The sequence below is a fragment of the Pseudomonas fluorescens genome (assembly GCF_000802965.1).
Taxonomy (GTDB): Bacteria; Pseudomonadota; Gammaproteobacteria; order Pseudomonadales; family Pseudomonadaceae; genus Aquipseudomonas; species Aquipseudomonas fluorescens_A.
Genome location: NZ_JSAK01000018.1, coordinates 70705 through 89776 on the forward strand (window position 1 = coordinate 70705; position 19072 = coordinate 89776).

A 19072-nucleotide genomic window follows, 5' to 3' on the forward strand; every position below is an offset into this window, starting at 1 on the left:
AGCACAGCATGACTAACAAAATCATCCTTGCACTCGAAGCAGAGCAGATGACCAAAGAGATCCCTACCTTTGCCCCGGGCGACACCATTGTCGTTCAGGTGAAAGTGAAGGAAGGCGACCGTTCGCGTCTGCAAGCGTTCGAAGGTGTTGTTATCGCCAAGCGTAACCGCGGCGTAAACAGTGCTTTCACCGTTCGTAAAATCTCCAACGGTGTTGGCGTTGAGCGTACTTTCCAGACCTACAGCCCGCAAATCGACAGCATGGCCGTTAAACGTCGCGGTGACGTACGTAAAGCCAAGCTGTACTACTTGCGTGACCTGTCCGGTAAAGCAGCTCGCATCAAGGAAAAACTGGCTTAAGTCCAGCTTCCGATGCAGAAAAAAGCAGCCTACGGGCTGCTTTTTTGTTGCCTGCGATTTATCTTCGTTGACCGTTTTTCCGGTCTTGCCTGAGCCTTTATGCCTGCCATTGATCATCCATTGATAGACCAATTCCTCGACGCCCTGTGGTTGGAAAAAGGTCTTTCCGACAACACCCGAGATGCCTATCGCAGCGACCTGGCCTTGTTCAACGGCTGGTTGCAGGAAAAGGGGCTGGAGCTGATCAACGCCGGGCGCGAACTGATCCTCGATCACCTCGCCTGGCGCCTGGAGCAAAATTACAAACCTCGCTCAACCGCGCGATTTCTTTCCGGTGTGCGTGGGTTCTATCGCTATTTGCTGCGGGAAAAGCTGATCGCTGTCGATCCGACCCTTCGCATCGACATGCCACAGCTCGGTAGGCCGCTTCCGAAATCCTTGTCGGAAGCCGACGTGGAAGCGTTGTTGAAAGCGCCGGACCTGAGCGAAGCCATTGGTCAGCGCGATCGGGCCATGCTGGAAGTCCTGTACGCCTGTGGCCTGCGGGTGACGGAGCTGATCAGCCTGACGCTTGAGCAGGTCAATCTGCGTCAGGGCGTGCTGCGTGTGATGGGCAAGGGCAGCAAGGAGCGTCTGGTGCCGATGGGCGAAGAGGCGATTGTCTGGGTCGAGCGCTACATGCGCGATGGCCGTGGCGAACTGCTCGGCGGGCGTCCCAGTGATGTGTTGTTTCCCAGTCAGCGCGGCGAGCAGATGACGCGCCAGACGTTCTGGCACCGAATCAAGCATCAGGCGAAAGTCGCGGGGATCGGCAAATCGCTATCGCCGCACACCTTGCGCCATGCGTTCGCCACGCATCTGCTCAACCATGGCGCGGATTTGCGCGTGGTGCAGATGCTGCTCGGCCATAGCGATTTGTCGACTACGCAGATTTATACCCACGTCGCCCGGGCGCGCTTGCAAGAGCTGCATGCCAAACACCACCCGCGCGGATAGTCGATAACTATTGGGGGCTGTGGCTTTTGTGGCGAGGGAGCTTGCTCCCGCTGGGTCGCGCAGCGGCCCCAAAACCATTCGACGCGGTCAATCAGGAACATTGGCTTGGTGAGTTTGCGGCTGCTTCGCAGCCGAGCGGGAGCAAGCTCCCTCGCCACAGCAGAATTTCCAGATCTGCATCGTGCGATGTCTTGCGACAGGCGCATTCGGTCACACAGCCCTTATGTGGTAGGCTTTGCCGGTTTGCACGATGGGCGGTTATGACCCGGTGTTTCGGCACGGGCGTTCTGATCGTTCCATTTGTCCGCCTTCAGGAGTTCTCATGCGTCTGACCCAGATTTTCGCCGCCGCCGCCATTGCGTTGGTCAGCACCTTTGCCGTCGCCGATGACGCGGCCGACAAAGCCATTCGTAAAAGCCTGGAAAACCTCCAGCTCGAAGTGCCAGTAGAAAGCATTTCCGCTAGTCCTCTGCCAGGTCTCTACGAGGTCAAGCTGCAAGGCAGCCGCGTGCTCTATGCCAGCGCCGATGGCCAGTACGTGGTGCAGGGCTACATGTTCCAGCTCAAGGACGGCAAACCGGTCAACCTGACCGAAAAGACCGAGCGCCTGGGCGTTTCCAAACTGGTCAACGCAATCCCTGTCGCAGAAACCGTCGTCTACCCGGCTATCGGCGAAACCAAGTCGCACATCACCGTGTTCACCGACACCACATGCCCGTACTGCCACAAACTGCACGCCGAAGTCCCCGAGCTGAACAAGCGCGGCATCGAAGTGCGTTACGTCGCATTCCCGCGCCAGGGTCTGGGCTCGCCGGGTGACGAGCAGCTGCAAGCGGTCTGGTGCTCGAAAGACAAGAAAGCGGCCATGGACAAAATGGTCGACGGCAAGGAAATCAAGGCCGCCAAGTGCGATAACCCGGTTTCCAAGCAGTTCGCCCTCGGCCAGTCGATTGGCGTGAACGGTACACCGGCCATCGTTTTGGCTGATGGTCAGGTCATTCCGGGCTACCAGCCTGCGCCACAAGTCGCCAAACTGGCGCTGGGCGCGAAGTAAATTCGCATCGTCACGGCCAGCCTTTGACGATCATGGTCCGGCAGCAACATTTGCCGGGCCATTAATAGAGAACCGCGAGCACGCGGTTGTTTTTACGGCCGGCCTCGAGTCGGCCGTTTTATGGGGAGTTCACAGTGAAACCGGTCAAAGTAGGCATCTGTGGGTTAGGAACCGTCGGTGGCGGTACCTTCAACGTACTTCAGCGCAACGCCGAGGAAATTGCTCGTCGTGCCGGGCGTGGAATCGAAGTGGCACAAATTGCCATGCGCACGCCAAAGCCTCAGTTCCAAACGACCGGTATTGCGATTACCAACGATGTCTTCGAAGTGGCCACGAACCCTGAGATCGACATCGTTATAGAGCTGATGGGCGGCTACACCGTTGCCCGTGAGCTGGTACTCAAGGCCATCGAGAATGGCAAGCATGTGGTCACCGCGAACAAGGCGCTTATCGCCGTTCACGGTAACGAAATTTTCGCCAAGGCCCGCGAGAAGGGCGTGATCGTTGCGTTCGAAGCGGCCGTGGCCGGTGGCATCCCGGTGATCAAGGCGATCCGCGAAGGCCTGTCCGCCAACCGCATCAACTGGGTGGCGGGCATCATCAACGGCACCGGTAACTTCATCCTTACCGAGATGCGCGAGAAGGGTCGCACCTTCGAAGACGTGCTGGCCGAGGCCCAAGCCTTGGGTTACGCCGAAGCGGATCCGACCTTTGACGTTGAAGGCATCGACGCAGCCCACAAGCTGACGATCCTGGCGTCCATCGCGTTCGGCATTCCGCTGCAATTCGACAAGGCGTACACCGAAGGCATCACCAAGCTGACCACCGCTGACGTGAACTACGCCGAAGCGCTGGGCTACCGCATCAAGCACCTGGGCGTGGCGCGCAGCACCGCGGCCGGTATTGAGCTGCGTGTGCATCCGACGCTGATTCCGGCCGATCGCCTGATCGCCAACGTCAACGGCGTAATGAACGCGGTGATGGTCAACGGCGACGCTGCCGGTTCGACCCTGTTCTACGGCGCTGGCGCCGGCATGGAGCCGACCGCTTCGTCGGTGATCGCCGACCTGGTGGACGTGGTTCGCGCCATGACTTCCGATCCGGAAAACCGTGTACCGCACCTGGCCTTCCAGCCGGATTCGCTGTCGGCGCACCCGATCCTGCCGATCGAAGCCTGCGAAAGCGCCTATTACCTGCGTATTCAGGCCAAGGACCATCCGGGCGTGTTGGCGCAAGTGGCGAGCATCCTGTCGGAGCGCGGCATCAACATCGAGTCGATCATGCAGAAGGAAGTCGAAGAACACGACGGCCTGGTGCCGATGATCCTGCTGACCCACCGCGTGCTGGAACAGCATATCAATGATGCGATCGCTGCCCTGGAAGCCTTGGCTGGCGTGGTCGGTCCGGTTGTACGGATCCGCGTCGAGCATCTGAACTAATTTAGAAGCAGCTGCAAGCCGTCAGCTTCAAGCTGCAAGCAAAAGCCTCAGTGCTTTGAACTTGCAGCTTGAAGCTTGAAGCTTGAAGCCCGAACCGAAGGTTTGCCCCTATGCGCTACATCAGTACCCGCGGCCAGGCACCGGCCCTGAATTTCGAAGACGTCCTGCTGGCAGGTCTTGCCACCGACGGCGGTTTGTACGTCCCGGAAAACCTGCCACGTTTTACCCAGGAAGAAATCGCTTCCTGGGCCGGCCTGCCGTATCACGAACTGGCCTTCCGCGTGATGCGCCCGTTTGTCACCGGCAGTATTCCGGATGCCGATTTCAAAAAGATTCTTGAAGAAACCTACGGCGTGTTCGCCCACAGCGCCGTCGCGCCGCTGCGTCAGCTGAACGGCAACGAATGGGTGCTCGAGCTGTTCCACGGCCCGACCCTGGCGTTCAAGGACTTCGCCCTGCAACTGCTCGGTCGCTTGCTCGACTACGTGCTGGAAAAACGCGGCGAGCGCGTGGTGATTGTCGGCGCCACCTCCGGTGATACCGGTTCGGCCGCCATCGAAGGCTGCAAGCACTGCGAAAACGTCGACATCTTCATCCTGCACCCGCACAACCGTGTGTCCGAAGTGCAGCGCCGGCAGATGACCACCATTTTCGGTGAGAACATCCACAACATCGCCATCGAAGGCAACTTCGATGACTGCCAGGAAATGGTCAAGGCGAGCTTCGCCGACCAGGGCTTCCTCAAGGGCACTCGCCTGGTGGCCGTAAACTCGATCAACTGGGCGCGGATCATGGCCCAGATCGTTTACTACTTCCACGCGGCCCTGCAATTGGGTGGCCCGGCGCGTTCGGTGTCGTTCTCGGTGCCGACGGGCAACTTCGGCGACATCTTCGCCGGTTACCTGGCGCGCAACATGGGCCTGCCGATCAACCAGTTGATCGTCGCCACCAACCGCAACGACATCCTGCACCGCTTCATGAGCGGCAACCAGTACGTCAAGGAAATCCTGCACGCCACGCTGTCGCCGTCGATGGACATCATGGTCTCGTCGAACTTCGAGCGCCTGCTGTTCGACCTGCACGGTCGCAACGGCGCGGCGATTGCCGGTCTGATGGACAGCTTCAAGCAGGGCGGTGGCTTCAGCGTTGAGCAGGAGCGCTGGACCGAAGCGCGCAAACTGTTCGACTCGCTGGCCGTGGATGATGCGCAAACCTGCGAAACCATCGCCGAGGTCTACGAGCAGACCGGCGAAGTGCTGGACCCGCATACCGCGATCGGCGTCAAGGCCGCGCGCGAATGCCGTCGCAGCCTGGATATCCCGATGGTGATCCTCGGCACGGCCCATCCGGTCAAATTCCCGGACGCGGTGGAGAAAGCTGGTGTAGGAAAAGAGCTGGAACTCCCTGTACATCTTTCTGATTTGTTTGAGCGAGATGAGCGTTGCACCGTGTTACCGAACGATCTGAAAGCCGTACAGGCCTTTGTCAGTCAGCATGGCAACCGCGGTAAGCCTTTGTAACCGGCAAAACCTGTCACAAATTGAAGCCCGTCTCCTGACGGGCTTTCTTGTTTTTGCATGCCACACTGATCGTGAAGTTGCCCAGGAGGGACGGGCGAGCGGATCATCAAGGACGTGGCAATGCTGTTTTTCAAAAGGTTAAGGTCAGCGGCTTGCTGGCTCGTTTTGCTCAGTACCCTGGGTTTTTCCCAGTGGCTGGTGGCGGCGCATTCGGCGGTACGAGAACTCGGTAAAGCGATTGAACTGGATGCCGGGGAGTTGCGATGGATTGCCGAGCATCCGAGCATCCGCGCGTCATCGTCGCGTCACTGCCGTACCCGTTGTACCTGTTCAAGGACGAGCAGGGCCATTGGAGTGGGTTGAACAAGGATATGCTGGACCGCATCAGCGCCATGACCGGTTTGCAGTTTGTTCATGTCGAATCGTTTTCTATCGATCAGATGCTCGCCACCCTGGAGAACGGCGAGGCGGACTTGAGCACGACGCTGGCGATGAATGACGAGCGCAAGGCTTATCTGGATTTCAGCCATTCATTTGGTGGCGCTGGTTGGGTATTTGTCGGGCGAGCCGAGGCACCGAAGGTGCAGTCTCTGCAACAGTTGGCGAAACGGGTGCTGGTGTTACCGGCTCGTCATGCCCTGGAGACCACTATTCGCCGAGAGTATCCAGCTATCGAGTTGCGATTGGTCAAGACTTACGCAGAGGCCCGTGCGTTGGTCGAAAGCGGTGAGGCCTATGCCACCATTGAAAACGAAATTGGCGCTCAGCTTTATCCATCGGGCCAGCTCGAGGTGGGGCATATCGTGGAGGGCCGGTGGGATCCCGACTACCTGGTTACACGCAAAGGTCAGCCGCAGCTGTTGAGCATCCTCAACAAGGCGCTTGAGGCGTTTCCCCCCGAAGAACTGCGCGCCATTCGCCAGAAATGGCTCAGCGGTATAGCTCCTGCGCCATCGCGTACGGTCTGGCACCGGCTGACCGAGTGGGGCTGCTGGGGTGTCGGTATTACCGGTATGTTCGGTCTGTTGTCCTTGCTCTGGAATCGTCGATTGACCGCATTGGTCAAACAACGGACAGAGGCTGAAAAAAGCCTCAGTGATCAGCTCGCATTCCAGCATGCGTTGATGGACGCGATGCCTGATCCGATGTTCGTTCGTGATCTGCAAGGGCGCTTGATCATGTGCAACAAAAGCTATGAGGAGAGACTGTCGACCCGTTTTGATCAGGTTCAGGGACGGCAGCTGATTGAGTTGGACATCTTTCCCAAAGAGACCGCGGAACTGCTGCACGCCGAGTTCATGGCTCAGCTGGCTAATCGCAAGGGGCATTTCAAGGAGCGGCAATTGATGTTCAACAACGGCCTCAGGGATGTCTACCAATGGACCGTGCCGTTCTACAGCGCCGACGGCCAATTGCGAGGATTGTTGGGGGGGTGGAGCGATATTGGCCGGCGCACCCGACAGACGTGACGTGACTGTTTTTTCTCTGTCATCTTTTCCATGCATGCTCAATCGACCAGAGACGAAGGTGCATCTGCACCGGAATTCAGAACTTTCATCTCGGGCCAGCGGTCATTTACTGTAGACACGCCCCAGGCACTTTGTTTTCGGACTATTGAGTGGTGATCGATTTGGAAAGTATCAGTCTCTTGCTCGGTGAGGCTCTGAGCCCGTACCAGGTGACATTGACCCCGTCAGGCATTCATGGCGAATGCCGGGTGACATTGAAGAACTCGACCGGTGCCGTGATGGTCGAGCGCGAATTCAGCCAGGCCCAGTTAACCGATAAGCGTCTTCTCACGGATGTGGTCGACGGGTTGCATCGCGATGTGCTGATCGCGGAAGGACGCCTGGAGCCCTGCGTTATCGCAGCATTGCGCAACGCTGCCCAGGACAAATTGCTGGCCAGCCGTAACTGAATGGATTTTTTGTGGGAACCTTCCTGCACCCAAGTCAGTCAGACCCTTTAACAGCAGGATCAAGCATTGTGCTCCGGTGCTTGTAGCTTGCTGCTACGGGTCTATTTTTCAGACCACGTTTAACCTCGAGTCGTCTCCCCACTTCTCGGGGTTTCTTTTTGCCCGGGATTTGTCATTGCCCGGCCTGATCCTCAAAAAACGCCTTGGCGGCCTTCAGATATTCGCTTCGACTTTCCGGATCAAGATAAGCGGCATAGGCTTCGCTCAATGGGGCGCGGGATAGCGTTCGCAGCAGCTCGTTAATCTCGATGATCGCCTGTCGGCCTTTGGGTGTGTCGGTGCAACCGATGTAACCGGACAAGTATTTTCCGGTGCCGCGAATCGGGTAGAACTGCAATTCATCTTCCCCGATGCCCTGCTGCTGGGCCTGGTAGCGGATTTCCGGACGATAGCCCAACAGCAGCCGCAAGCGCCCAAGGCGTTGCATCTGCAACAGGCTGCCCAAGGCGTCGTTACCGTAATGCAAGGTCAGCGCCTTGGGCGGTGCTTGTTTGATCAATACGTCGAGAAACTCCCCGTAGTTGCGCTCGGCAACAATGCCCATGGTCACGTTGCCAGTGGCCAGCAGTGCCGCCAGGTCGACCTCGCCATTCGTGATGAAAGGCGTCAGCACCTCCCGATCAATGCGCCGCACTGCCAGGCCATTGCTCATGGCGCGGAACACCGGAACGGAAAACGCGATCCAGCCTTCGCGTTCCTTGCTCCAGTTAAGTGCTGCATCGCACGTCAGGGCGGGCTCGTGGAGCATCTGCAATCCGCGTGCGCGATTGACCTTCATCACGCTGTGTTGGTACTGCGGCATGCCGGCGATCAATTGCCGCAAGAGTTGATCGATCACCCCCTGGCTTTTTTGCGGGCCGTCGAAAATGAACAGCGGCGGTAGATCCCGCTTCAGCCAAAGCAGGTTTTCCTTGGGTTGCGCGATTGCCGGCGGAGCCACAAGGGTGGTCAAAATCACGCCCGCCAACGCACACATCGCCCGCCCGTTACGCAGCAGGCTGTGCGTGAAGAACCGCGCAGGCAGGCGCTTCAGCTCAGATGGCCCCGTCTTTGCGCAGCTGTGTAATCTGCGACGCGTCATAGCCAAGCTCCTGGAGTACCTGTGCGTTGTGCTCGCCCAGTTGCGGCCCGACCCATTCACAATCACCGGGTGTCTCAGAGAGTTTCGGCACGATCCCCGGCATCTTGAAGTCTTTGCCGTCCGGAAGCTTGGCTTGAAGGAACATTTCCCGGGCCAGGTATTGCGGATCGCTGAACATATCTTCGGCACTGAATATTCGGCTGGCGGGTACGTCGGCCTGATTCAAGCGCTCAATAACAGTGTCCAGGGGCAACGAATTGACCCAGCGATCAATCACTCCGTAAAGCTCGTCGCGACGGCTGTCACGCCCGTCGTTACTGGCCAGCGTTGGATCATTGGCCAAGTCTTCGCGGCCGATGATCAACATGAAGCGCTTGAAGATCGCGTCGCCATTGGCGCCGATCTGCACGTGTTTGCCGTCGGCGCTGGTATGAATGGAGGAGGGCGTAATGCCCGGCATGATGTTGCCGGTACGCTCGCGGATAAAACCGAACACGTCGAACTCCGGGACCATGCTTTCCATCATGGCGAAGATCGCTTCATACAGCGCTACATCCACCACCTGCCCTTGGCCACCATTCACCTCGCGGTGACGCAGGGCCATCAGCGCGCCGATCACGCCCCAGAGCGCAGCAATCGAATCGCCGATGGAAATCCCGGTGCGCACCGGTGGCCGGTCTTCGAATCCAGTGATATAGCGCAGGCCGCCCATGGATTCACCGACTGCGCCAAAGCCTGGCTGATCTTTCATCGGTCCGGTCTGGCCGAAGCCCGACAGCCGCACCATTACCAGCTTCGGGTTCAGTGCGTGCAGGACGTCCCAGCCCAGGCCAAGTTTTTCCAGCACGCCCGGGCGGAAGTTTTCGATCAGGATGTCCGCTTCACTTAGCAGCTTTTTCAGGATCGCCAGACCGTTCGGATGTTTCAGGTTCAGGGTCAGGGACTTTTTGTTGCGTGCCTGCACGAACCACCACAGCGAAGTGCCTTCGTACAACTTGCGCCACTTGCGCAACGGATCGCCACCGTCCGGGGATTCGACCTTGACCACATCGGCACCGAATTCCGCGCAAATGCGCGAAGCAAACGGACCGGCAATCAACGTACCCAATTCAATGACTTTCAGACCTGAGAGCGGTTTGGCGGTGAACGGCATACTGGATCCTGTAGGACAAAAGACTGAGCGAATACAGAGTTTTAACATAGCCGACTGTCAGGCGCTCAAGGTAGATCGCCTTCAATTCGATGATTGCCTGTCGCATCGGTTAGACTTGCCGACTTTCCTCGTATCAAGAAGCCCGTTCATGGCCCAGCCGTCCACGACCTACAAGTTTGAACTGAACCTCACCGACCTCGACCGCAGTGTCTACGAGACCGTCAAGCAGACGATTGCCCGTCACCCTTCGGAAACCGAAGAGCGTATGACGGTGCGCCTGCTGGCCTACGCCCTCTGGTACAACGAGCAACTGTCGTTTGGCCGTGGTCTGTCGGACGTGGATGAACCTGCCTTGTGGGAAAAGAGCCTGGATGACCGTGTCCTGCACTGGATCGAAGTCGGCCAACCGGACGCTGATCGCCTGACCTGGTGCTCGCGCCGCACTGAGCGCACCAGCCTGTTGGCCTACGGCAGCCTGCGCGTCTGGGAAGGCAAGGTGATCCCGGCGATCAAAAACCTGAAAAACGTCAACATCGCGGCGGTGCCTCAGGAAGTCCTGGAAACCCTGGCCAAAGACATGCCTCGAGTGATCAAGTGGGACGTGATGATCAGCGAAGGGACCATCTTCGTTACCGACGACCGTGGCCAGCATGAAGTCCAGTTGCAGTGGCTGCAGGGCGAACGCGGCTGATCAGTCGCCGCCTCATCAGTTTTATCCTACGTATTGAAGAGAAGCATCTGTCACCCCATGCGCATCGAACCTCGCCTGCTGCCCGACACCCTGCCATTCCTCGGTGATATTCCGCCTCTGCTGACCCGTCTGTACGCGGCGCGTGGCGTGCAGTCCGAGGCCGAACTGGACAAGAGTCTGGCGCGGTTGATTCCGTTCCAGCAACTCAAGGGCATCGAGGCGGCCGTGGATTTGCTGGTGACCGCGCTCGAGCAGCGGCAGCGGATCCTGATCGTCGGTGACTTTGATGCTGACGGCGCGACGGCCAGTACCGTGGGCACCCTGGGTCTGCGCTTGTTGGGCGCGGCTCACGTCGACTATCTGGTGCCCAACCGTTTTGATTACGGCTACGGTCTCACGCCGGAAATCGTCGCGGTGGCGCTGGAGCGTCAGCCGCAGTTGCTGATCACGGTGGACAATGGCATTTCCAGTGTCGAAGGCGTGGCGGCGGCGAAAAAGGCCGGTCTGAGCGTGCTGGTTACCGATCACCACTTGCCCGGCGACGAACTGCCGCTGGCCGATGCCATCGTCAATCCGAACCAGCCGGGTTGCGAATTTCCGAGCAAGGCTTTGGCCGGCGTCGGGGTGATTTTCTATGTGTTGATGGCGCTGCGTGCGCGCTTGCGCAGCTTGGGCTGGTACGAAAACAAGCCGCAGCCGAACATCGGCGAATTGCTCGACCTGGTGGCGCTGGGCAGCGTCGCTGACGTGGTGCCGTTGGATGCCAATAACCGGATTCTGGTGCACCAAGGCCTGGAGCGGATTCGCGCCGGACGTGCCCGGCCGGGGATCAAGGCGATCCTCGAAGTGGCCAAGCGTGACCATGCGCGCATTACTTCCACCGACCTGGGCTTCATTGTCGGTCCGCGGCTGAACGCGGCGGGGCGCCTGGATGACATGAGCCTGGGCATCGAATGCCTGCTCACCGAAGACGCAGGCCTGGCCCGTGAAATGGCCGCGCAACTGGACGGCATGAACCAGGACCGCAAATCCATCGAGCAGGGCATGCAGCGTGAAGCGCTGGCGCAGCTCAAGGATTTGCCGGTGGAATCGATGCCGTTTGGCTTGTGCCTGTTCGATGCCGAATGGCACCAGGGCGTCATCGGTATCCTCGCGTCGCGTATGAAAGAGCGCTATTTCCGTCCGACCATCGCCTTTGCCGATGCAGGAGACGGCCTGCTCAAGGGCTCGGGGCGTTCGGTCCAGGGCTTTCATATTCGTGATGCCCTGAGCGTGGTGGCGGCACAGCATCCAAGCCTGATCACCAAATACGGCGGCCATGCCATGGCCGCCGGCCTGACGCTGCCGGAAGCGAATTTTCCACTGTTTGCCGAAGCTTTTGACGCTGAAGTGCGTAGGCAAATGCGCGAAGAAGACCTTACCGGGCGTTTGCTGTCGGACGGAACCCTGGCGGTTGAGGAATTTCACCTGGAACTGGCCCGCGCGCTGCGCCATGCCGGGCCCTGGGGGCAGCACTTCCCGGAGCCGTTGTTTCATGGGGTATTTCAACTGGTCGAACAGCGTGTCGTCGGCGAACGGCACCTGAAAGTGGTCCTCAGAAGTGAATGCGGTTCGGTCAAGCTCGACGGGATCGCCTTTGGTATCGACCGCGACGTCTGGCCGAATCCGACGATCAAGTGGGTGGAATTGGCCTACAAACTCGACGTTAACGAGTTTCGTGGTAACGAGACCGTTCAGTTGATGATTGCCCATATCGAACCGCGTTAACCTTTGTGGCGAGGGAGCTTGCTCCCGCTGGGTGGCGTAGCCGCCCCAAAACCAGCGCCGAGGTCGATCCGCATCAGCCGGCATTGGGAGTGCTGCGCCCTCCAGCGGGAGCAAGCTCCCTCGCCACAAAGGGCGGTGTTGTTTGCGGGTTGCCTGCGTTTTCAATTCTTGAACCCTCCCTCATCCCCGGTTGTCGACTAGGCTCTAAGCACTGCTTGATTGGCCTTGTGACGTCTTGTCGAATTTTTTGCCCGCGGGGGCGGGTGCTGCACCTTTTTCCTGTCACTCGTCGACTATTCAATCAGAACCCTGGAGCCTGACCACTGATCGAGAGGTGCCCCATGAGTCTGCTGCTTGAACCCTATACCCTTCGCCAACTGACCCTGCTCAACCGAATTGCCGTATCGCCGATGTGCCAGTATTCCAGTGTCGATGGCCTGGCCAATGACTGGCACCTGGTCCACCTCGGCAGCCGCGCCATCGGCGGCGCGGGGCTGATATTTACCGAAGCCACGGCGGTCACGGCCGACGGGCGCATCACCGCTCAAGACCTTGGCCTGTGGAACGACGAACAGATCGAACCCTTGCAACGCATCACCCGCTTCATCGCCGCTCAGGGCGCCGTGGCCGGCATCCAGTTGGCTCATGCCGGGCGCAAGGCCAGTACCTATCGACCCTGGCTGGGCAAGCACGGCAGCGTCAAAACCGAAGAGGGCGGCTGGCTGCCGGTCGGCCCGTCAGCGATTGCTTTCGATCCACAACACACGCAACCCAAACAGCTCGATGAAGGCGAAATCGCCGATGTCATTCAGGCCTTTGTCGACGCGGCCAAACGAGCGCTGACGGCCGGTTTCAAAGTGGTGGAAGTGCACGCCGCCCATGGTTATCTGCTGCACCAATTTCTTTCGCCTCTGAGTAATCAGCGGCGGGATCAATATGGAGGTTCATTCGAAAACCGCATCCGGTTGGTGTTGCAGGTCACCGAAGCGGTGCGTGCGGTATGGCCGGAAGAATTGCCATTGTTCGTCCGGGTTTCGGCCACCGACTGGGTGGAAGACGGTTGGAACCCTGATGAAACCGTTGAACTGGCACGGCGCCTCAAAGTCCTCGGCGTGGACCTGATCGATGTTTCCTCGGGCGGTACGGCGGTCAACGCGGAAATCCCTACAGGGCCTGGTTACCAGACTCGTTTTGCCGAGCGCGTACGCAAAGAATCAGAAATCGCCACCGGCACCGTGGGAATGATTACCGAGCCTGCGCAAGCCGAGCACATTCTGCGCACCTGTCAGGCGGACATTATTTTCCTCGCCCGTGAGTTGTTGCGCGATCCGTACTGGCCGCTGCATGCGGACGATGACCTGGGCGGGCGCAAGGCTATCTGGCCGGCGCAATACCAGCGGGCGACCCATCGTGATCAGCCCATCCATGAATCGGATTTGCGTGAATGAGGCTCTGGATCAACTGATCGCAGCCTGTTTTGTAGGAGCCGGCTTGCTGGCGACGGCGATATATCTGACGCTTCAATGTTGATTGATACACCGGAATCGCCAGCAAGCCGGCTCCTATAGGTCGCTTATCGGTAAACCAATAAAAAGCCCCGCTCTCTTTCAAGAGGCGGGGCTTTTCAGCTATTTCCGATTAGGCCGCTTCAATCTTGCTGCGGTTCTGCTCGACCTTGTTCAGGTAATCCTTGAGTTTGTCCTGTTCGGCAGCCGTGGTGAACAAGCCGAGCTTGCTGCGGCGCCACAGGATGTCGTGTGCGGTGGTCGCCCATTCTTCGCTGCACAGGTAATCCACTTCACGGGTGTAGAGACCACCGCCAATGTGTTCGCCCATATCGCCCAGGTTTTCTACGCCTTCGAGCATGCGCCAGGTACGGCTGCCGTAGGTTGTGGCCCAGCGCCGCGAAATCTCGGTCGGGACCCAATCGTACTTGTCGCGGATCAGCGAGCTCAGCGCCTGCGGGGTGGTCATGTCTTCGCCGCCCGGCAGGGTCGCGTTAGCGGTCCAGCTCGGCTGGATGTGTTGGAAGTACGGCGCCAGTTGTGCCAATGCCGATTCCGCCAGTTTGCGATAGGTAGTCAACTTGCCGCCGAACACCGACAGCAGCGGCGCTTCGTCGCCACTGCCCGACAACGCCAGGGTGTAATCGCGGGTGACGGCCGACGGGTTGTCGGATTCGTCATTGCACAGCGGACGAACACCGGAATAACTGTGCAGGATGTCGTCGCGGCTGATCTGCTTTTTGAAGTGAGCATTGACCACGTTCAACAGGTAGTCGGTCTCGCCATCAGTGATCGCCACTTTTGCCGGGTCGCCGGTGTACTCGCGGTCGGTGGTGCCGATCAGGGTGAAGTGGTTCAGGTACGGGATGGTGAAGACGATGCGCTGATCTTCGTTTTGGAGAATGTGTGCGTGTTCACCTTCGTACAGTTTCGGCACGATCAGGTGGCTGCCCTGGATCAGGCGAATGCCGTAAGGCGACTCCATCTTCAGGTCGTCACGAATGAACTTGGCGACCCATGGGCCAGCCGCGTTCACCAATGCTTTGGCGCGGATCGAAAACAGACTGCCATCGGCGCGTTCCAAATGAAGGTGCCACAGACCTTTGGTGCGGCGAGCGCTGACGCAACGGGTCTGAGTGTGGACGTGGGCACTTTTTTCCCGGGCGGCCATGGCGTTCAGTACAACCAGACGCGCATCGTCGACCCAGCAATCGGAGTATTCGAAGCCTTTGGTGATTTCGCTTTTCAACGCGCTGTCCGGGCCGAACTTCAGGCTTTTCGAACCGGCGAGCTGTTCCCGTTTGCCGAGGTTGTCATACAGGAACAGGCCGGCGCGGATCATCCAGGCCGGGCGCAGGTGCGGGCGGTGCGGCAGCACGAAGCGCATTTGCTTGACGATGTGCGGAGCCTTGGTCAGCAGCACTTCGCGTTCGGCCAGTGCTTCGCGCACCAGGCGGAATTCGTAATGTTCGAGATAGCGCAGGCCGCCGTGGATCAGCTTGCTGCTGGCTGACGAAGTATGGCTGGCCAAGTCATCCTTTTCACAAAGGAACACCGAGAGACCGCGCCCGGCAGCATCCGCTGCGATCCCCACGCCATTGATGCCGCCACCGATGACGGCGATATCGTAGACCTCGGCGAGAGGGGGCGTAGACAAAATGGAAGTGGGCATCGGCAAGGCCTCGGGGCTTTTTGATTTTCTATATTTGAATTCGAACATAAATGTTCATTTGCGAAAATACTAGCCCATTAAGACGCGCGCAGCCAGTCAGCTTCGATTGAAAATACTCATCGAAGGGCGGAGAAAGGAAAATATTCGAACATAAAAGCAAAAAGATCGCAGCCTTCGGCAGCTCCTACATGGATATGCAATACCCTGTAGGAGCTGCCGAAGGCTGCGATCTTTTGATGTTGAAAGGGTTAAACGACTTCAAGACGAACCTTGTGCTGATTCAACAACTGCATCAGCGCAGGCGAAGGTTGCTGGTCGGTCACCAGGCAATCAACCAGGCTGATCGGCCCCAGGCGAATCATGGCATTGCGCCCGAACTTGCTGGAGTCAGCGGCGAGGATCACCTGACGGGCATTGGCTATAATCGCTTGGGACACTCGCACTTCCTGATAATCGAAATCCAGCAGGCTGCCGTCTTCATCGATGCCGCTGATGCCGACAAGGGCGAAGTCGACCTTGAACTGGTTGATGAAATCGACGCTGGCCTGACCGACTACACCGCCATCGCGCCGCACATTGCCGCCGGTCAGCAGGACGTCGAAATCGTCCTTGGCGCTGAGCATCGAGGCGACATGCAGGTTGTTGGTGATGATCTTCAGGTGACTGTGATTGAGCAGCGCCCGGGCGATGGATTCGGTGGTCGTACCGATATTGATGAACAGCGAGGCATGATCGGGGATCTGCGCTGCGATCGCTTCACCGATTCTCTGCTTCTCATCGCGCATTTGATCGGCGCGCATGGCGTAGGCAGTGTTTTCGACGCTGGAGTCGTAAGCCGCGCCGCCATGATAGCGACGCAGCAAATTGGCTTCCGCCAGCTGATTGATATCGCGGCGGATGGTCTGCGGGGTAACGACGAACAGCGTGGCCATTTCCTCGATGCTGACGTAGCCGCGTTCGCGGACCAGTTCGAGGATTTGCTGCTGGCGGGGAGGCAGATTCATGGGGCGTCCTTGGGGCTGCCGTGCAAAATTTGCCCATGATGCCGCAGGAATCCGCTCCCTGCCAGTTACAACCGGAAACGCGTCCGGCCCTTGGCTTATTCAGCGCCCTCGTGCGGTTCCCAATCACGTGTGCGGCTGACGGCTTTTTTCCAGCCAGCGTAGAGTTTTTCCTTCGCCGGTTCGTCCAGGGTCGGTTCGAATTGGCGTTCGATCACCGCTTTGCCGCGCAATTCTTCCAGGCTGCCCCAGAAACCGCAGGCCAGGCCGGCCAGGTAAGCAGCGCCCAGCGCCGTGGTTTCACGCATTTGCGGACGCTCGACCTGGGTGCCGAGAATGTCAGCCTGGAACTGCATGAGGAAGTTGTTCGCCACCGCACCGCCATCCACACGCAGGGCTTTGAGGCGTTCGCCGGAATCCTGCTGCATGGCATCGAGTACGTCGCGAGTCTGGTAGGCAATCGACTCCAGCGCGGCACGGATAATGTGATCCACGCGAACGCCGCGGGTCAGGCCGAACAGGGCGCCGCGAGCATACGGGTCCCAGTACGGCGCGCCGAGGCCGGTGAAGGCAGGCACGAGGTACACGCCGTTGCTGTCCTTGACCTTGTTGGCGAAGTATTCGGTGTCGTGGGCGTCGTTGATGATTTTCAACTCGTCGCGCAACCACTGCACGGTGGAGCCGCCGTTGAACACTGCGCCTTCCAGCGCATAAGCGACTTCGCCGCGCGGGCCACAGGCGATGGTGGTGAGCATGCCGTGATTCGACTTCACGGCCTTGTCACCGGTGTTCATCAGCAGGAAGCAACCGGTGCCGTAGGTGTTCTTGGCCTGACCAGGCTCGACACACATCTGGCCGAACAGTGCGGCCTGCTGGTCACCGGCGATACCGCCGATGGCAATGCCGCTTTTGGTATGGCCGTAGATTTCCGACGACGATTTCACTTCCGGCAGCATTTCCCGCGGAATATCCAGCACCTCCAGCATCTTCGCGTCCCACTCAAGAGTGTGGATGTTGAAGAGCATGGTGCGCGAGGCGTTGGTGTAGTCGGTGACGTGGACCTTGCCGCCGGTAAATTTCCAGATCAGCCAACTGTCGACGGTGCCGAATAGCAGCTCGCCATTGCGTGCGCGTTCGCGGCTGCCTTCGACGTTATCGAGAATCCACTTCAACTTGGTGCCGGAAAAGTACGGGTCGGTGACCAGGCCGGTGGTGTCGCTGATGTACTGCTCATGGCCATCGCGTTTGAGCTGCTGGCAAATTTCGGTGCTGCGGCGGCACTGCCAGACGATCGCGTTATAGATCGGGCGGCCGGTGTTCTTGTCCCAGACCACCGTGGTCTCACGCTGGTTGGTAATGCCGATGGCCGCGACCTGATCGTGATGCAGGCCGGCTTGAGCCAGGGCCTCGACCATCACGGCGCTTTGGGTGGCGAAGATTTCCATCGGGTCATGTTCGACCCAGCCGGCTTGCGGGTAGTGCTGCGCGAATTCCCGTTGGGCGGTGCAGACCACATTCGCGTCGCGGTCGAAAATGATCGCGCGGGAGCTGGTCGTACCCTGATCGAGGGCAATGATGTAGTTCTTATTCTGTAGGTCGGTCATGTCGATTGCCTTGGACGAAATAAGGGAATGAAGTCTGGCGCGCGATTAAGTGGGCAGTATCACGCGTCAACGGTATCAAGAAATTCTTGGTTTGCCGTCAATGGCCGGTGTTGTGTCCTTTGTAGCAGCTGCGGTGCCTGGCAGATGGCGGGCGATGAGCCCGCGATAGGCCGCGGCACCGAGGCAAGCACCGACAATCGGTGCAAAAACAGGTACCAGGAAGTACGGGATGTCGCGCCCGCCGGTGAAGGAAATATCACCCCAGCCGGCGAAGAAGGTCATCAGTTTCGGGCCGAAGTCACGGGCAGGGTTCATCGCGAAACCCGTCAGCGGCCCCATCGAGCTGCCTATTACCGCAATCAGCAAGCCGATCAGGATGGGCGCGAGCGGGCCGTTCGGCAGACCATTGTTATCGTCAGTCAGGGACATGATCACGCCCATGAGGATGGCGGTGATGATCACTTCAACCAGGAACGCCTGCGCGGTGGACAGGCTCGGGTTAGGGAAAGTGGAGAACACCGAGGCCAATTCAAGACTGGCTTCGGTACCGCGAACCATGTGGTGAGTTTGTTCGAAATCGAAGAACAGGTTGCTGTACAGCGTGTACACCAACAAGGCGCCGCAAAAGGCCCCGGCGACCTGAGACAAAATGTAGAACGGCAGTTTGCGTTTTTCGAAGTCGGCGAAAATGCTCAGTGCAATGCTGACAGCGGGGTTGAGATGAGCCCCGGAAACCCCGGCAGTCAGGTAGATCGCCATGCTGACGCCGACGCCCCAGATGATGCTGATTTCCCACAGGCCGAAGCTGGCGCCTGCGACCTTGAGCGCAGCAACGCAACCCGTACCAAAAAAGATCAGCAGAGCAGTGCCGAGAAATTCGGCCATGCATTGGCTCGAGAGCGATGGTTGTTGTAAAGCGGTTGTCATTGAAACCTCATTTTTTATTTTCTGGCGCTTTTTTCAAATCATGGTCGAAGCGCGTTTTTCACTGAGGCAGGATCCCCATCCTGTTCTCGGCTGACTGTCGGGTGTTGCAATGAAACGATGGTGCATTATTCAGATTCGAAAAAATATAGACAAGAAACGCTACTGTCAAAGGTCGAAAGTGAACCGTCAGTCACAAATTAACTATTAGTTGTATGAATGATCCTGGCTGTGAGTAGGAAAATGGGAGCGAGGGAGACGTAAAATTGCGCCAGGGTTTTCGAAACAGTCCTGTCATAGAGCCATTTGTGAATCAATGTCCTAGAAT

Annotated in this window: 15 protein-coding genes and 1 pseudogene; 10 read left to right on the forward strand and 6 right to left on the reverse strand. The window is 58.6% G+C overall.

Features of this window, described 5'->3' with window-relative positions:
- Positions 1-8: 8 nt before the first annotated feature.
- From rplS to NL64_RS15805, 7 genes and pseudogenes are all read left to right on the forward strand, one after another.
- Positions 9-359: a 50S ribosomal protein L19 gene (rplS, locus tag NL64_RS15775; RefSeq protein ID WP_003175895.1), complete on the forward strand. Its 351-nt coding sequence runs from the start codon at positions 9-11 to the stop codon at positions 357-359.
- A gap of 99 nt (positions 360-458) precedes the next feature.
- A complete protein-coding gene (gene xerD / locus NL64_RS15780) occupies positions 459-1355 on the forward strand; it encodes a site-specific tyrosine recombinase XerD (RefSeq protein ID WP_034149003.1) in 897 nt (298 codons plus the stop codon).
- Between the two features lie 322 nt (positions 1356-1677).
- Entirely contained in the window at positions 1678-2409 is a 732-nt protein-coding gene (gene dsbC, locus NL64_RS15785; protein ID WP_034149004.1) for a bifunctional protein-disulfide isomerase/oxidoreductase DsbC, read from the forward strand.
- Positions 2410-2543: 134 nt separating this feature from the next.
- The gene (locus tag NL64_RS15790) at positions 2544-3848 is read left to right on the forward strand and encodes a homoserine dehydrogenase (protein ID WP_018926703.1); all 1305 of its coding nucleotides are present in this window, start codon (positions 2544-2546) and stop codon (positions 3846-3848) included.
- Between the two features lie 110 nt (positions 3849-3958).
- Positions 3959-5368, forward strand: coding sequence for a threonine synthase (gene thrC, locus NL64_RS15795; protein ID WP_034149005.1), 1410 nt, complete (start codon positions 3959-3961; stop codon positions 5366-5368).
- Between the two features lie 120 nt (positions 5369-5488).
- A pseudogene (locus NL64_RS15800) lies at positions 5489-6837 on the forward strand (transporter substrate-binding domain-containing protein).
- A 161-nt stretch (positions 6838-6998) separates the two neighbouring features.
- A complete protein-coding gene (locus NL64_RS15805) occupies positions 6999-7286 on the forward strand; it encodes a DUF3509 domain-containing protein (protein ID WP_034149229.1) in 288 nt (95 codons plus the stop codon).
- A 172-nt stretch (positions 7287-7458) separates the two neighbouring features.
- Here NL64_RS15805 and NL64_RS15810 read toward each other — a convergent pair whose 3' ends face one another.
- Together NL64_RS15810 and NL64_RS15815 are read right to left on the reverse strand one after the other, a co-directional pair.
- Entirely contained in the window at positions 7459-8427 is a 969-nt protein-coding gene (locus NL64_RS15810; RefSeq protein WP_034149006.1) for a TIGR02285 family protein, read from the reverse strand.
- A complete protein-coding gene (locus tag NL64_RS15815; RefSeq protein ID WP_034149007.1) occupies positions 8381-9580 on the reverse strand; it encodes a CaiB/BaiF CoA transferase family protein in 1200 nt (399 codons plus the stop codon). Before NL64_RS15815 ends, NL64_RS15810 begins: the two co-directional genes overlap by 47 nt.
- A gap of 148 nt (positions 9581-9728) precedes the next feature.
- Here NL64_RS15815 and NL64_RS15820 point away from each other — a divergent pair, with 148 nt between their 5' ends.
- The 3 genes from NL64_RS15820 to NL64_RS15830 all read left to right on the forward strand — a co-directional run bounded on the left by NL64_RS15820 (position 9729) and on the right by NL64_RS15830 (position 13486).
- On the forward strand, positions 9729-10271 hold the full coding sequence (locus tag NL64_RS15820; RefSeq protein ID WP_034149008.1) for a YaeQ family protein: 543 nt from the start codon (positions 9729-9731) through the stop codon (positions 10269-10271).
- Positions 10272-10328: 57 nt separating this feature from the next.
- Positions 10329-12038: a single-stranded-DNA-specific exonuclease RecJ gene (gene recJ / locus NL64_RS15825; protein ID WP_034149009.1), complete on the forward strand. Its 1710-nt coding sequence runs from the start codon at positions 10329-10331 to the stop codon at positions 12036-12038.
- A 341-nt stretch (positions 12039-12379) separates the two neighbouring features.
- A complete protein-coding gene (locus tag NL64_RS15830; RefSeq protein WP_034149010.1) occupies positions 12380-13486 on the forward strand; it encodes an NADH:flavin oxidoreductase/NADH oxidase in 1107 nt (368 codons plus the stop codon).
- Positions 13487-13676: 190 nt separating this feature from the next.
- On the opposite strand, the gene glpD is transcribed toward NL64_RS15830, so the two are convergent.
- From glpD to NL64_RS15850, 4 genes are all read right to left on the reverse strand, one after another.
- Positions 13677-15215: a glycerol-3-phosphate dehydrogenase gene (gene glpD, locus NL64_RS15835; RefSeq protein WP_034149230.1), complete on the reverse strand. Its 1539-nt coding sequence runs from the start codon at positions 15213-15215 to the stop codon at positions 13677-13679.
- A gap of 248 nt (positions 15216-15463) precedes the next feature.
- Positions 15464-16219: a DeoR/GlpR family transcriptional regulator gene (locus NL64_RS15840; RefSeq protein WP_034149011.1), complete on the reverse strand. Its 756-nt coding sequence runs from the start codon at positions 16217-16219 to the stop codon at positions 15464-15466.
- A 95-nt stretch (positions 16220-16314) separates the two neighbouring features.
- On the reverse strand, positions 16315-17820 hold the full coding sequence (gene glpK, locus NL64_RS15845; protein WP_034149012.1) for a glycerol kinase GlpK: 1506 nt from the start codon (positions 17818-17820) through the stop codon (positions 16315-16317).
- A 75-nt stretch (positions 17821-17895) separates the two neighbouring features.
- Positions 17896-18747, reverse strand: a complete 852-nt coding sequence (locus NL64_RS15850) for an MIP/aquaporin family protein (protein WP_034149013.1) — start codon at positions 18745-18747, stop codon at positions 17896-17898.
- Positions 18748-19072 lie beyond the last annotated feature (325 nt).

Bases quoted from the DNA above. Each gene is read 5' to 3' on its own strand.
- glpK (WP_034149012.1), bottom strand. From the start codon at position 17,820: ATGACCGACCTACAGAATAAGAACTACATCATTGCCCTCGATCAGGGT.
- rplS (WP_003175895.1), top strand. From the start codon at position 9: ATGACTAACAAAATCATCCTTGCACTCGAAGCAGAGCAGATGACCAAA.
- NL64_RS15815 (WP_034149007.1), bottom strand. From the start codon at position 9,580: ATGCCGTTCACCGCCAAACCGCTCTCAGGTCTGAAAGTCATTGAATTG.
- NL64_RS15850 (WP_034149013.1), bottom strand. From the start codon at position 18,747: ATGACAACCGCTTTACAACAACCATCGCTCTCGAGCCAATGCATGGCC.
- recJ (WP_034149009.1), top strand. From the start codon at position 10,329: ATGCGCATCGAACCTCGCCTGCTGCCCGACACCCTGCCATTCCTCGGT.
- NL64_RS15840 (WP_034149011.1), bottom strand. From the start codon at position 16,219: ATGAATCTGCCTCCCCGCCAGCAGCAAATCCTCGAACTGGTCCGCGAA.
- xerD (WP_034149003.1), top strand. From the start codon at position 459: ATGCCTGCCATTGATCATCCATTGATAGACCAATTCCTCGACGCCCTG.
- NL64_RS15810 (WP_034149006.1), bottom strand. From the start codon at position 8,427: ATGACGCGTCGCAGATTACACAGCTGCGCAAAGACGGGGCCATCTGAG.
- NL64_RS15830 (WP_034149010.1), top strand. From the start codon at position 12,380: ATGAGTCTGCTGCTTGAACCCTATACCCTTCGCCAACTGACCCTGCTC.
- thrC (WP_034149005.1), top strand. From the start codon at position 3,959: ATGCGCTACATCAGTACCCGCGGCCAGGCACCGGCCCTGAATTTCGAA.
- NL64_RS15820 (WP_034149008.1), top strand. From the start codon at position 9,729: ATGGCCCAGCCGTCCACGACCTACAAGTTTGAACTGAACCTCACCGAC.
- glpD (WP_034149230.1), bottom strand. From the start codon at position 15,215: ATGCCCACTTCCATTTTGTCTACGCCCCCTCTCGCCGAGGTCTACGAT.
- dsbC (WP_034149004.1), top strand. From the start codon at position 1,678: ATGCGTCTGACCCAGATTTTCGCCGCCGCCGCCATTGCGTTGGTCAGC.